At 67.6% G+C, this 13,742-nt stretch carries 10 protein-coding genes; 3 read left to right on the top strand and 7 right to left on the bottom strand.

Features of this window, described 5'->3' with window-relative positions:
* The first annotated feature begins 73 nt into the window (after positions 1-73).
* Positions 74-667: an HdeD family acid-resistance protein gene (locus tag N0B15_RS03295; RefSeq protein WP_263018004.1), complete on the top strand. Its 594-nt coding sequence runs from the start codon at positions 74-76 to the stop codon at positions 665-667.
* 83 nt (positions 668-750) lie between these two features.
* Here the strand turns inward: N0B15_RS03295 and N0B15_RS03290 are convergent, their stop codons facing one another.
* From N0B15_RS03290 to N0B15_RS03260, 7 genes are all read right to left on the bottom strand, one after another.
* Positions 751-2,472, bottom strand: a complete 1,722-nt coding sequence (locus N0B15_RS03290; RefSeq protein ID WP_263018002.1) for a bacterio-opsin activator domain-containing protein — start codon at positions 2,470-2,472, stop codon at positions 751-753.
* The gene (locus N0B15_RS03285; RefSeq protein WP_263018000.1) at positions 2,469-2,933 is read right to left on the bottom strand and encodes a response regulator; all 465 of its coding nucleotides are present in this window, start codon (positions 2,931-2,933) and stop codon (positions 2,469-2,471) included. Before N0B15_RS03285 ends, N0B15_RS03290 begins: the two co-directional genes overlap by 4 nt.
* Positions 2,930-6,880: a PAS domain S-box protein gene (locus tag N0B15_RS03280; RefSeq protein ID WP_263017998.1), complete on the bottom strand. Its 3,951-nt coding sequence runs from the start codon at positions 6,878-6,880 to the stop codon at positions 2,930-2,932. The genes N0B15_RS03285 and N0B15_RS03280 overlap by 4 nt, the downstream gene beginning before the upstream one ends.
* Positions 6,881-6,989: 109 nt before the next feature.
* Positions 6,990-9,176 carry a type B DNA-directed DNA polymerase gene (locus tag N0B15_RS03275; RefSeq protein ID WP_263017996.1) on the bottom strand — a complete coding sequence of 729 codons (2,187 nt, stop codon included), beginning with the start codon at positions 9,174-9,176 and terminating at the stop codon, positions 6,990-6,992.
* A complete protein-coding gene (locus N0B15_RS03270) occupies positions 9,177-9,467 on the bottom strand; it encodes a DUF8156 family protein (RefSeq protein ID WP_263017994.1) in 291 nt (96 codons plus the stop codon).
* Complete coding sequence (locus tag N0B15_RS03265; protein WP_263017993.1) at positions 9,467-10,114, bottom strand: hypothetical protein; 648 nt, start codon at positions 10,112-10,114, stop codon at positions 9,467-9,469. Before N0B15_RS03265 ends, N0B15_RS03270 begins: the two co-directional genes overlap by 1 nt.
* Positions 10,115-10,262: 148 nt before the next feature.
* The gene (locus tag N0B15_RS03260; RefSeq protein ID WP_263017992.1) at positions 10,263-11,276 is read right to left on the bottom strand and encodes a Cdc6/Cdc18 family protein; all 1,014 of its coding nucleotides are present in this window, start codon (positions 11,274-11,276) and stop codon (positions 10,263-10,265) included.
* Between the two features lie 819 nt (positions 11,277-12,095).
* Between N0B15_RS03260 and N0B15_RS03255 the strand changes: the two genes are divergently transcribed.
* Positions 12,096-12,575 carry a hypothetical protein gene (locus tag N0B15_RS03255; RefSeq protein ID WP_263017991.1) on the top strand — a complete coding sequence of 160 codons (480 nt, stop codon included), beginning with the start codon at positions 12,096-12,098 and terminating at the stop codon, positions 12,573-12,575.
* 50 nt (positions 12,576-12,625) lie between these two features.
* Positions 12,626-13,735 (top strand): glycosyltransferase, encoded by a 1,110-nt coding sequence (locus N0B15_RS03250; RefSeq protein ID WP_263017990.1) that lies wholly within the window; start codon positions 12,626-12,628, stop codon positions 13,733-13,735.
* The last annotated feature ends 7 nt before the right edge of the window (positions 13,736-13,742 follow it).

The following is a 13,742-nucleotide window of genomic DNA, read 5'->3' as shown; positions in this document are numbered from 1 at the left end:
GTTCCGGACCTACTCGCGAACCTCACAAACCTGTTTATCTCCTCACACGACCTCTGTAAGGGTGGTGACACACATGAGTACAACAGTAGACTCCGGAACCGAGGGATTCTCCCTCGAGCGACGCTGGCGAACCCTCGCCCTCGCGGGCGGCGTCATCGCCCTGCTCGGCATCCTCGCCATCGCCTTCCCCTTCGCGACGGGACTCTCGATGAGCTACGTCGTCGGCGCGTTGCTGGTCGTCAGCGGCGTCGTCCACGGCGTCCACACCTTCTCTGCCAGTGGCTGGACCGGCCGGGTCTGGCAGCTAGCGCTGGCGGTCGTCGGAATCGTCGCCGGTCTCGTTGTCCTCGCGAACCCGCTGATTGGCCTGCTGAGCCTGACGCTGTTGCTCGTCGCCTACCTGCTGGTCGACGGCATCACCGAACTCTGGATGGCGGCCCGACTCGAGGGCCAGCCAGGTCGGGGCTGGATCGCCGCCAGCGGCGCGGTCTCGATCGTTCTGGCGGCGTTGCTCTGGGCTGCGTTCCCGGGTGACGCGGTCTGGGCCGTCGGTCTGGTCGTCGGCGTGAGCCTGCTGGCGACCGGTCTCTCGATGGTGATCGTTGCCGTCGCCGGCCGCGACGGTGGCGACGCGACGCTCGCCGACGCAGAGGCACCCCACTCCTGAGACGCCTCTGCTGTGCGATGCTGTTCTCTGCAAACCTGATTTTCAGACACCGATCCGCTAGCTCTCGTGCACTGAGTCTCCGGTCAGCCTTTGAAGACGCTCTGGAAGAACTTCTGTTCGGCCGCCCGGAGGTGCTGGGTGAACGTCGCCGGCGAGATGCCGAGGCGTTCGGCGATCTCTTCGCCCGTACTCGAGCGGGGCCAGTCGAAGTAGCCCGCGAAGAAGGCCATCTCGAGGGCGGCGCGCTGTTTCTCGGTGAGGTCGCCTTCGAGGACGGCGTGGTCGAGGACGCTCGAGTCGGTGCGGTCGATGGTTCGCTGGGCGACGTAACTCGCGCCCGCACAGACGGCTTCGACGTGTTCGATCAGCTGACGGGTGTCGCTGGCGCGCGAGACCTCGACTAAGAGTCTGAGTTCGCCGTCTTCGAACGTCATCGAGTGGACGCGGCCGCCGTAGGTCGCGATCTCTTCGAACAGGGGGATCGTCTCCGCGGTGACGAGTTCGAAGTCGTAGCCGTCCCGGCCGGCTGAGAGGACGCGCACGTCGGTTACCTCGACGACCTCGAGCGCCTCGACGCTCTCGAGGAACGTTTCCTGCGGGAGGTCCGTGGCCGTCCCGTAGAGGTGGAGCGTCTCGTCCTTGCGGATGAGTTTCTCGATGATGACGCTGCCGTCGGTCGCTCTGGTCGCCTCGAGGAGGGCGTCGGCGACGCCGTCGATCTGGAACTCGAGCTGGAGGATCGAGTCGCTCACCAGCGCGTCCTTGCGCTCGAGGGCGGTGATGGCGTGGCCGATGATGTCGCCGAGGCGGGCGAAGATCTCGCGTTCCGACTCGGAGAAGGCAGCGGGCGACGCGGAGTAGATGTTCATCACGCCGTAGAGCAGTTCCTCGTAGACGATCGGCACCGCCATACTCGAGTGGTAGCCCCGCTCGAGCGCCTGTTCGCGCCAGGGCTCGAACGCGGGGTCGCCGGCGATGTCCTGCATGACCTGGACCGCTTTGGTGTGGATCGCACGCCCGGCGGGACCGTGTCCGGTCGCGTCGTCGTCGATGGTGATCGTCGTCTCTTCGAGGTAGCCGTCTTCTGCGCCGGCGACCGCCCGGGGGGCGATCTCCTGGCCGCCGCGACTCACCTCGCCGATCCAGACGAAGCGGTAGGCGTCGGAGGCGACGAGGCGGTCACAGACGGCCTGCTCGAGTTCTTCGCGCGTCGAGGTCGTGATGACGGCGTGGGTGACGTCCTGGCCGATCCGGTTGAGTCGGTTGAGCGTCTCGAGTTGCTTGCGCCGGCGGGTGCGTTCGCGTTCCTGTCGGTTGCGCTCGATGGCGTGGTGGATGGTTCGCGTCAGCAGTGAACTCGTCACCTCGTCTTTGACGAGGTAGTCCTGTGCGCCGCGCTGGATCGCCTGGATACCCGAGTCACCGTCTCTGACGCCGGTCAGGACGACGATGGGTGTCTCGTCGACGGTCTCGACGACCGTGGTGACGGTCTCGAGACCGCTGCTGTCGGGGAGGTTCAGGTCGAGTAAGACGACGTTGACGTCGACGTCGTCTCCCTCGAGCGTCTCGAGTCCGTCGCGCAGGCGCGTCTCGCGGTGGACGGTCGGCGGGGTGCCACCGCTCGACGCTCCTCGTGGGTCGATGCGCTGGGCGAGTTCCCTGGTGTCGCGGAGCATCTCCTCGATGAGTCTGGCGTCGCCGGGGTTGTCCTCGATCAGGAGGATCTGTAGCGTCTCCGCCGTCTCCGTCTCCGCGAGTTCGACGCTCCCGCCGTCTGCCTGGTGGGCCGGTGGCTCTTCGGTCATCGTCCGTCCTCCACCGGTGGAAGCCGGACGACCGAGAACCAGAACTCCTCGAACGAGCGGACGGTCTCGATGAACGCCGCCGGATCGATCGGTTTCGTGAGGTAGGCGTTCGCGTGGTGTTTGTACGAGGTGACGATGTCCTCTTCGGCTTTCGAACTCGTCAGGACGACGACCGGGATCGATTTGAGTTCGTCGTCCGCCTTGAGCGTCGCGAGCACCTCGTCGCCGTTCATCCGCGGTAAGTTCAGGTCGAGCAAGACGAGGTCGGGCCGAGGGGCGTCGTCGAACGTCCCCTCCTTTCGGAGGAACGCGAGCGCCTCGACGCCGTCTCTGGCGACGTGGATGTTGTTCTCGATCCGTCCCTCTTTGAACGCCTCCTCGGTGAGGCGGACGTCGCCTGGGTTGTCCTCGACGAGGAGGATGTCGATCGGTTGGGCCGTCTGGGTTCGTGTCGTGGTCATTGGTTCTGAGGCGTGTCGTGTGCAGTCGGCAGTGTGAACCGAAACGTCGAGCCGTCTCCGGGTGTCGAGTCGACCCAGATCTCGCCGCCGTGGCGCTCGACGATTCGCTGACAGAGTGCGAGCCCGATCCCTGCCCCGGGGTACGCCTCGGTGCTGTGGAGTCGGTGGAAGACGTCGAAGACGCGTTCGGCGTCGGTCGCGTCGATGCCGATGCCGTTGTCGCTGACCGACAGTTCCCACACGTGTCCACTCTCCTCTGCCGAGACGTGTATTCGTGGTGATCCGTTCTCGACGTACTTAATTCCGTTGTGAAGCAGATTCTGAAACAGTTGACGAAGCTGGCGAGCGTCGCCCGTGACCGTCGGCAGCACGTCGGCGGTCACCGTCGCGTCGCGCTCTGCGACGTTCACCTGGAGGTCCTCGAGCGCGTCGTCGAACACCTCGTGGAGGTCGACCGTGTCGAACGGGTCGCCGTGTGTCTCGATCCGTGAGTAGGTAAGTAGTCCGTCGATCATCTCGCGCATCCGGTCGGCCCCGTCGACGGCGAACGCGAGGAACTCCCGGCCGTCGTCGTCGAACCGGTCGCCGTAGCGGTGGTCGATCAACGTCAGGTAACTCGAGACCATCCGCAACGGCTCCTGGAGGTCGTGGCTGGCGGCGTAGGCGAACTGCTCTAAGCGCTCGTTCGACGCCTCGAGTTTCCGTACGTTCTCCTCGCGCTCGGTGACGTCCTGTACCAGGAGCATTCCGGCGAAGACCTCGCCGCTCGCGTCTTCGACCGGCAGGGTGTGGACCCGGAGGTAGCGCTCTCGGAACTCGAACTCGAGGGTGTTCGACTCTCCTGCCAGTGCCGCGCGAAACTCGGGTTCGATCGCCGCTGCGACGTCCTCGGAGAAGTGCTCGTCGGCCGTCGTCCCGACCACGTCCGCCGGTTCGATCTCGAGCTCCGCGAGCAGTTTCCCACCGACGACCGTGTAGCGCAACTCGTCGTCGAACAGTCCAACTGCGCCATTTGGGAAGTGTTCGACGAGCGTCCGGTACCGTCGTTCGCTCTCCTCGAGCGCCCGTTGCTGGGCCATGCGGTCGCTGACGTCGCGGACGATGCCGATCCGTCGGTACTCGCCGTGATCTCTCCCGGGAACCGCAGAGACGGTCCCTTCGACGGGAACCTGCGCTCCTGCAGCGGTTTCGATCTCCGTCTCGACGACGGTGTCCCCGCCGGTGTCGGCGATGGTTCGTGCCCGTTCGCGAGCCTCGTCGTCGACGACCAGCGACGCGTGTGCGCCGAGTAACGCCCCGCGAGTGTAGCCGGTCAGCCGCGCGTACGCCTCGTTGACCATGGTGAACCGCCCCTCGGCGTCGACCGAGTAGATGCCGTCGGTCGTCGTCTCGACGATGGTCTCGTACTTCGCTAGCTTCTGCTCGCGCACCTTACGCTCGGTGACGTCTTTCGCGATGCCGACGAGTCTGAACACCTCGCCGTCTTCGTTCTCGACCGGTGCCGCCCGGGCGTGGACCCAGCGCAGCGTCCCGTCGGGCCTGACGACGCGAAACTCCTGGTCGTACTCCTCGTCAGGAAGCGCCGTGTACGCCTCCCGGACCCGCTCGCGGTCGTCGGGGTGGATGCCCTCGAGGAACGCCAGTCCGTCGTCGTACAGTGACGCACAGCGACGCCCCCACACCTCCTCGTAGGTGGGGTTGATGTAGAGGACGTTCGTCGGATCGGCCGCCGACATCCAGACGACCTCGTGGAGGTGCTCGCTGACCATCCGGAAGGTCGCCTCGCTCTGGCGGAGGTCGTGTTCCATCTCCTTGCGCTCGGTAACGTCCCTGAAGTAGACCGAGAGACCGGTTTCCGAAGGGTAGACGTTCACCTCGAACCAGGTCGACAGCGGCTCGGGGTAGTACATCTCGAAGGAGGCCGCCTCCTGTGTCTCCATCGCCCGGCGGTACTCCTCACCCAGTGAGGACTCCGCCGCCGGAAACGCCTCCCAGAGGTTCTCGCCGACGACGCCCTCCCCGCGGGGGTCGATCAGCGACGCCGCCCGCTCGTTGGCGTAGGTGAACGTCCAGTCGGTGTCGAGCGCGTAGAACGCGTCCGTAATCCGCTCGAACGTCGCCTCGAGTTCGCCGTGCAGGTGTTTGCGCTCGGTGACGTCCTCGGCGATGCCGACGAGGCGGGACACCGCGCCACCGTCGTCGGTGATGGGGTAGGCCCGGTCGCGCACCCACCGGACCGAGCCGTCCGGCCGCACCACCCGGTACTCCTCGTCGTAGCCGTCGGTCGACCCGTCGTCTAATCCGTCGTACGCCGCCGTGATGTGCGCGCGGTCGTCCTCGTGGACCGCCTCGAGGAACGACCGTGGCTCGGCGTACAGCGAGGCGCAACTGCGCCCCCAGATCTCCTCGTACGCCGCGTTGACGTAGTGTATCTCGTCGCCGTCGGGTGAGCACACCCACAGCACGTCGTCGGTGTGGGCGCCGAACTGGTGAAAGCGCGCGTCGCTCTTTCGAAGCTCCTCGCTCATCCGGTTGCGTTCGGTGACGTCGCGCACGACGCCGACCGACCCCGCGAACTCGCCGTCCGAGCCCTCGAGCGCGGTGAACTTGCTCTCGGCGTCGACCTCGCCTCCGGGTCCGATCTCGGCTTCGAGCGTCGCGACGGTCGTCTCCCCGGCAACGATCTCGTCGATGCGTGCCGCCGCCTCTCGAGCGACGTCTTCACCGACGGCGTTCGCACACGGCGCGCCGAGTAACTCGTCGCGCTCGTAGCCGACCAGGTCGGCGTACGCCCGGTTCACCGTCTCGAAGCGCCCCTCCTCGTCGAGGACGTAGATGCCGTCTTCGACCGTCTCGACGATCGTCTCGTAGCGCGAGAGTTCCTGCGCTCGTTCGCGGCGGCCGAGTTCGTCGCCGATCCACTGGGTCAGCAACTCGGCGACAGTCCGCTCACTCGGCGAAAACGCCTTCCCGCGGGGTGACTCGTCGCAGAAACAGAGCGTCCCGTACAGCACCCCATCGACGACCACCGGCCCGCCCAGGTAGGTGTCCAGCCCGTAGCGCTCGTAGGCAGCCTCGCCGATGGCGTCGTCGGCCACGTGGAACGCGAGTTGCTCGCCACACTCGAGGGTCTCTCGGCAGTAGGTCTCCTCGAGCGGGGTGACGACACCCGGCTGAATCTGCGGATTCTCGCTTCTGGCACGTCGGACCTCGAAGCGTCCCTCGCCTTCGTCGACCGCCGCCAGAAAGCCGATGCTCACGCCGAAGTACTCCCGGCCGAGTTCGAGTACGCGGTCGACTTTCTCCTCGAACGACGCCGCGGTGTCGGCCGTGATCGCGTACAGTCGCTGCAGCGTCCGCGTCGTCTTCCAGTGGTCGCGCTCTTCGCGCTCGACTGTCGCACCCTCGTGTTCGTCGCGTTCGAGGGCCGCCTCGAGCACGCTCGCGATACTCGAGACGAAGGTGACGTCGGCGTCGGTAGCGCTCCAGGTATCGGTGGTGTAGACGCCGAGAACGCCCCACGGCTCGCCGTTCACCGACAGTGCGACGCTGAGTTCGCTCTCGACGCCACAGCCCTCGAACAGGTCCCCACCGTCGGTCGACGACTCGGTCTCGACGACCGCCGTCTCCGCCCGCGCCGCTCGTCCGACGCGCGAGTCGTTCCCACCGGGAACGCTCGCTTCACCGACGACGCTCGGCTGCCAGCCGTCACCCTGACGGAGCAGCGCTCTCTCGCCCCCGTCGTCGTCCGCCGTCACTGCAGGCACACACTCGAAGACACCGCAGTAGTCCGCCGCCAGTTCGTCGTTGACCGTCGCCGCCGCCTCGTACAGCACCCGGTCGACGTCCTGGTCCTCGAGCGCGCGTCGGCTCACCCCGGCGAGCGCCTCCTGGCGAGCCGAGAACGGGCCGGACTCGCCGTCGCTTGCGTGGTCGGAGGTTGCCATTGAACTGTCGTGGTAGAGTCGCCCGTCACGTGTAAATGTGGCGCCCGACCGTCCGAAACCGCCTGAACACTCTCTTATGGGGGACTTTCAGCTACGAATGGTCGTCTTCTCATTCGACAAATGAAGAGAGCCTGACCGTTTCCCGACGCTCGAGGTATCGCCTGATCGCCGCCCGGTCCCACCCCAGCGCCGAGACGACGCTCTCACACGCGCGGATCAGTGCCTTGCTGTACCACTCGACGTCGTACTCGCCGGAACCGCCGCCGGTGGTGTTCGCCGACTCGAGTTCGAACGCCAGCCGAACGCGCTCGCGCGTCCGGCGCGCACCGTTGTCGGTGACGACGTACGAGACGGACTGTCCCGGCCGCCGCGTCAGTCCGTGCGACTCGTAACGGCCCAGCGCGGCGACGACCTGCGTCCGCTGGCGGTAGGCCGACGCCGGCTTCGAGACCCGCTTCGTGACCACGAGGTCGGCCGGGTCGACCACACCCCGTCTGAGGTCCTCGAGACGGCGCTGGAGACGGTCACAGACCGCTTCCGGCTCGCGCTCACGGTCGAGGACGTCGATGAACTCGCGCTGACACTCGGCGACGAACGCGGGCGTCGAGCGCTGGCGTGCCTCGATACCGCGCAGTTTGTACTCGCCGCTCTCGCGTTTCCCGAAGTACCGGGTGAGCGCGCCTCTCGGCACGTCCGCGCGTCGCCCCGGCGTCCGCTGCGGGAGGAAACACACCCACTCGTAGGTCCCGTCGTGCTCGAGTTCGATCCCCACGTCGTGGCTCACCGTCTCGAGGACGCCCTCGAGCGGCTCCGGCGCTGACGCCTCCGGCGTCACCCACAGGCTGTCGACGATCCCGTGAACGATCCGCCAGCCCGCCCGCTCGAGGTGCGCCTTCGTCCGGAGGAGGATGTCGCGCGCGATGGCGTTGATCGCCTCGTGACACTCGATCCGGCCGAAGGTGGCGTTCCGGTAGCCCTGGTAGCCGAACGAGGAGACGAGCACCCACTTGATCGCCCCCGAGGTCGCCCGGAGGCGCGCCGCCTCCGCCTCGTCGGGGTCGCCCGCCAGCGCGCGCTTGCACGCGGCCCGGTCGTCGAGCAACGGGCGTAACACGCCGGGGAGAAAGCCGTCGCGCTCACAGAGTCGGTACTCGAGTTCGGGCACGCGCGCCCCTGCCCCCTCGTCACAGCACGCACAGTCGACCGTCTCCGGACTCACGTTGTGCCGGCAGATGATGCGCGGGTAGAGCGAGGCGAAGTCGATCTCGAAGACATCCTCGTGAAACCCGACGTCGGGCGTGAAGGTGAAGCCGCCGCGGTCGGCCGCGTGGAGCGTCCCCACGTCCTTGAACCGCTCTGGCTCCCACTTCTGGTGGGGTGCGAGCACACCCTCGCGGCGCGCCAGCCGAATCTGGCGCGCGGTCAGGAGCGTCCCGATACTCGCCCACGCGGTCTCCTCGAGCGGCCTGCCGGTCCGTCCGACCAGGTAGCGGATTCCCTCGAGTCCGGACTGGTGCCAGAGGAAGCTGTTCGACTCGTCGACGACCGCCCGCCCCGGCACGTGGTACCTGGCCGGGGCGGACCCCGCCCGCCCCTCGTGTGTGTACGTGTTCGCCCTCGACAGACGCTGCCAGCCGGGAAGCCGCCCGAGGTGGAATTCCTCGATCCCCGCCTCCGCCGCCGCCGTCTCGAGCGCCGGGACGAGATCACCGTGGCTCAGACACAGCACGTCGGGGTCCGTCCGCTCGAGTCGCCGGCCGAGCGACCAGCAGACGTCCGCCGGATCGCCACGAACCGCCTCGCCGTCGACGGCCAGCGCGGAGACGTCGCCGGCCGCGAGCGCGCGCTCGTCGATGCCGATCCGCAACACCCGGAGGTCGCGGACTGACGACGGCGTCGGGTCGACCCCCTCGTCCAGACAGTAGCGAAATCCCGGTGCGAAGCCCACGTTGAACAGACGCACCGTTCCGGGCGCACACGCGAGTTCGCGGGCGTGCACGCCGCGGATCTCCCTCGTGAGCGTCCGTCCCTCCGAGACACGCTCGAACGAGACGCGCAGGACGCGCGTCGGCTCGTCACATTTCATATCGCGTAATGTGGTGTATCGGATCTCGAAGCCGGTTTCGCTCACCTTCGGATCTCGCTCGAGTCGGGCGCTGAGGCGCTCGAGTGGCCGCTCGGGCGCGTCGACGAACAGCGAGGGCCGGTAGTCGGTTCGCTCCTCGTAGGTCGCGCCGTCGGCGGACAGATTCCAGACGCGCACCAGATCCTCCTCGAAATCGAACGCGTAGGCCACTCAGACCACCTCGTCGTCCACATCTCCCGACCCTTCGTCAGCATCCCTCGCCTCGAGTCGCTCGCGCAGGACCCGAAGCTCCGCTTCGTGGGCGAGCAACAGCGAGACCAGCAGCGCACGCTCCGGCTCCGGCGGGTTCGCGTAGCCCGCTGCGTCGGCGAAGCCGTGGGCGCGGGCGAACAGCCGGTCGAAGTCCGCCTGGTGTTCCCGCCTGAGCGCCCGCCGCATCGGCTCCCACTCGGTCTCGAGCCCGCGCAGTGCGTCCCGGTAGGTCGGCGTCGTCCGCCCCATCAGGCCACCTCCACCAGCCCCCAGTCGGCCGCGACGACGACCGGATCGACCACCTCCTCGAGCGATCCACAGACCTCGACCCAGTAGGGAATCGTCGTCTGCCAGTAGGTGCCGTGGTCGTACCAGGCCGTCCGGTAGCGCTCACCCTCGAGTCTGACCCCTTCGCGCGTCTGTACACTCCGAATCTCGGTGGTTGCGTGTTCGGCGACCGTCTCGAGGGCCTGCTCGTCGGTTCCGGTGACGACCACCGGACACGCGAGCGCACGGCCGAGTTCGCGGAGCGTCACGAGCGTCGCGGCGAGCAGTTCCGCTCGCTCCCAGTCGGGGACCTCTGCATAGGGATCTGCGACGTTCGGCGCGACGACGAGACCCGTGTTCGCGTCGGCACGCCGAGCCACCTCGCGAACCAGCGTGTGGTGCTGGTAGGCGGTGAACGCCCGCGCGATCTCGAGTCCCTCGAGCGTCCGAGGCGTCGAGGCACACTCGTAGAGCGCGTGCGTCGAGGCGGTGTTTCGTGCGTCGATCCAGTAGGCCGGTGCGCGCTGGCGCTCGAGGTGGTGACACACCAGCCGGTGGAGCACCGTCGACCGGGCCGCCGGCACTCGAAGCAGGGTGAGACCGGTCTCGAGTTCGTCTGTCGGGTCCATACACGGCGAGTCGGCGACGCACCCCATAACCGTCGGGCGGTCGTTTCTGGCGGTTCCGAAACCACCCACCATCGCCAGCGCCGGTGAAAACCCGCTCTCGAGGCGCTCTCCGCCGTTTCCCCCGGTTTCCGAAACGTGCTCCGTAGCCTCACACCGCGTCGTCCTCGAGGACGCGGTAGGTACGCCCGCGTTTTCGCCCGCGCGCTTCGATCAGGTCGTAGTGGACCATCTTCGTCAGGTAGTTCCGCAGCGTCCGCGTCGTCTTCGGCTCGTCGACCCGCGTCTCGTAGGCGTCGTAGAGGTCTCGTGGGGCGATTTCGCCCGCGTCGGTGATCAGCTCGTAGAGGACGCGCTGGTGTTCGATCAACCCCTCGATGGTTTCTCGACGGATCGCCGCCCGCGTGTCGGGAATCGCGGTCTCGAGTACCTCGTCGGTGATTCGCTCGCGCCCGCGCTGGCTCGACAGCCGTGCGGCCGTCCGGAGCGTGCCGATGGCGACGCGGGCGTCACCCGCCGCCGCGTCGGCGACCGCGCGAAGCTGCGGTTCGTCGACGACGCCGGGCTCGAGCCCCTGTCGCACCCGTTCCTCGAGAATCGCGACCAGTTCGTCGGCGCGATAGCGCTCCAGGTAGACGCGCGTCCCGGCGCGCAGGCGCGAGCGGACGCGGTCGTCGAAGTGAGCGAACAGCTCCTCCTCGCGGTTGGCGATCAACACCGGCGAGACGTGGCGTAGCCGGTGGAAGTCGTAGAGCACCTCGGTCTCCTCTAGCTGGTCGGCCTCGTCTAAGACGACCACGATGGGGCGCTCGTCCGCCCGTGCCAGCCGGTCGAACAGGTCGGCCGTCGGCGTCGAGCCGTGGACGTCGAACGCCCGCTCGAGCGCCTCGAGCACCCGGTAGAGCACGCGGTAGCGGGTGTACTCCTGCCAGCAGTTGACGTAGGCGACGCGGACGTCCGGGCGCTGTTCGCGGAGCGCTGCGAGCGTGTAGCGGGCGATGCAGGTCTTGCCGACGCCGGTCGGACCGAAGAGGAACGCCGTCTCCGGCGGCTCGTCACAGAGCAGCGGCTCGAGCGTCTCCGAGAGGTGGCTCACCTCGTCGTGGCGGTGGCGCACCTCGCTCGGGACGAAGTCCTCACGGAGGACGCGGCTGTCGACGATCACACCCCGCGATTTCGGCTGTGTGGGCTTAAAACGGTCCCCCGACAGCCGGTCTCGGTGCGCGCCAGAACCGATTTCGTATCCTCGTATGTGGTTTATCGACGGCTGTCTGGCCGTCCACAGTCTGTACACGCGTCCCTCGAGCACGCTCACATCGCCTGCGTTCGGATTGTCGGGGCGATCTCTCGCTGCTGTGGCGCCGTCTGTCCACTGGTCTCGCCGCTCGCGGGTGCGCTCGAGCGCGTGGCCTGCGGCCGTCCGTCTGCGTGAGAGGCGAGGCTGACGGTTTCGACCGGCCGTCCGTCTTGGCTGCGGCTCTTTCGCGCGCTGGCCGTCCACGCATCCTCCGGGCCGCCGGTCGCCTGGCCACGGCCGACCCAGCGTCTGATCCCGGTCGGCCGAACACCGGCTACCCGACGGTGTCGGCGTTGGATAGTCCGTCGCGCATCGGCCGGTGATGAACCCAGGCAACCGCATCGAGACCACGCATTCGTTCAGGTTTGCCAACGAACTAGCGATGGCTCTCGAGGACCCTCGCTGTGCGCTGGCGGCCGTCGGCTGACTCGAGCCGTCCCGGGCAGCACCTCGATGGTGTGGCCGCCCCCTCGGGCCGCGTCAGTGGTGTCGACGGCGTGCTGGTCGACCGATCTCGACCCGAATCGGCCGTTTCTGCTCCGTTCACGGTCTGGTGGGCTACTGCTCGTGATCACACCCGCCCATTCAATATACCCTATGATGCGATATCGAATCGCTCGCGACGGTGCTCGAGGCTCGTCGCTCCGACCACAACGATTTTGCTTCCTCCCTCGATACACTCTCTCTGTGCCGACGAACGACGATGGCGACGCCTACACTCCGCCGCTCGACTGGGCCACTCGAGTCAGGCGTCGCGTGCTCCCGACCGTCCACCGGATCAAGAAGCCCTTCGGCGGCTTCGCTCAGTGTACGATGCACCCCACAGAGTACGTGGGGACCGTCCAGCGGGAACTCACCGAGTTCAAACCGGACTTAGAGGCGATGGAGTTCGCGCCCGAACCCATCGCGTCGCTGAAGGTCCATCAGGACGGCCACCTCTCGGTCGGGAGCTGGGCCCGGCGGACCTCACTGCTCGACGACTGGCAACTCCACGTCACGCTCTTTCAGGAGAGTCGCGAGTCGCTCGAGGTGTTCGCCCACCGCGAGTACTCCTGGCTGCGCCACCCCTACAAACACTACACCGCCCAGGGCTGGGATACGACCGGCGGCGTCGAACGGATGCGCTCGCTGCTGGCCGACCACGGCGTCGCCTTCCGTGTCGAGTGACGCGAAGAAAGCAGACCGCTTATATCTCCACTCCGGTGAACGGTTGAGACATGTCTCGAGCGGAGACCGTGGCCGCGTTCACCGACCTGTACCTGCCGACGGTCAACGGCGTCACCTACACCGTCCGTCTCTGGCGGGAACGCTGGCCCCACTGTCGCAGCGAGATGCCCGTCGTCTACCCCGAGATGGACGGCTACACACCGGGTGCGGGTGAACACCCCGTCAGGAGCGTTCGCGCGCCGCTGTACCCGCAGTACCGCCTGGGGCTGCCCCGCGTCCCGGCCGGTCTCGAGCGGCCGGACCTGGTGCACGTCCACACGCCGTTCACCCTCGGCGTCGCGGGCGTCCGCTTCGCGCGCAAGCGGGACGTGCCCGTCGTCGCCTCCTACCACACGCTGCTCGGTGACCGGGCCGACCAGCACGTGCCGGTGGGGTTCGTCGACGGTCTCCGCGAGACGTGCCGGGCGTACGAACGCTCCTTTTTCGAACGCGTCGACCACGTCGTCGCCCCGACGGCGTTCGCCCGGGACAACCTCCTAGAGCGCGTCGGGGCGGACGTCTCGGTGACGGTCGTCTCGAACGGTATCGACACCGACTTCTTCCGGCCGGTCGACGCGACCAGTTTCTCCCGGCTGTACGATCTCCCCGAGGAACGCCCCGTCGTCGGCTACACTGGCCGCCACGGCCACGAGAAGAACCTGGAAGAGGCGATCGATGCCGTCTCCGGCACTGACATCACGCTCGTCTTCGGCGGCGACGGTCCCGCCCGCGAGGACCTCGAGGCACACGCCGCCTCGGTCGACGCCGACGTCCGCTTCCTGGGGCTGCTCGAGCGTTCGGACCTCCCGGCCTTCTACTCGGCGCTCGACGCGTTCGTCTTCCCGAGTCCGGTCGAGACCCAGGGACTCGTCGCGCTCGAGGCGACCGCCTGCGGCACGCCGGTCGTCGCCGTCGACGCGGGGGCGCTCACCGACTCCGTCATCGAGGGCGAGACGGGCTACCGCTACGCCCACGGCGACCTCGCGGACTTCCGATACGCGCTCACCCGCGTGCTCGAGGAGCGCGAGCGCCTCGCCGACCTCTGCCGTCGCCGCCGGGCGATGCTCTCGGTCGACCACTCCCTCGAACAGCTCGCGGGCATCTACGACCGACTGCTCTAGGCGGTCG

The organism is Natronobiforma cellulositropha (genome assembly GCF_025629245.1).
In the GTDB taxonomy this organism is placed as follows: domain Archaea; phylum Halobacteriota; class Halobacteria; order Halobacteriales; family Natrialbaceae; genus Natronobiforma; species Natronobiforma cellulositropha.
This window is presented reverse-complemented; position numbering and strand designations above follow the sequence as displayed.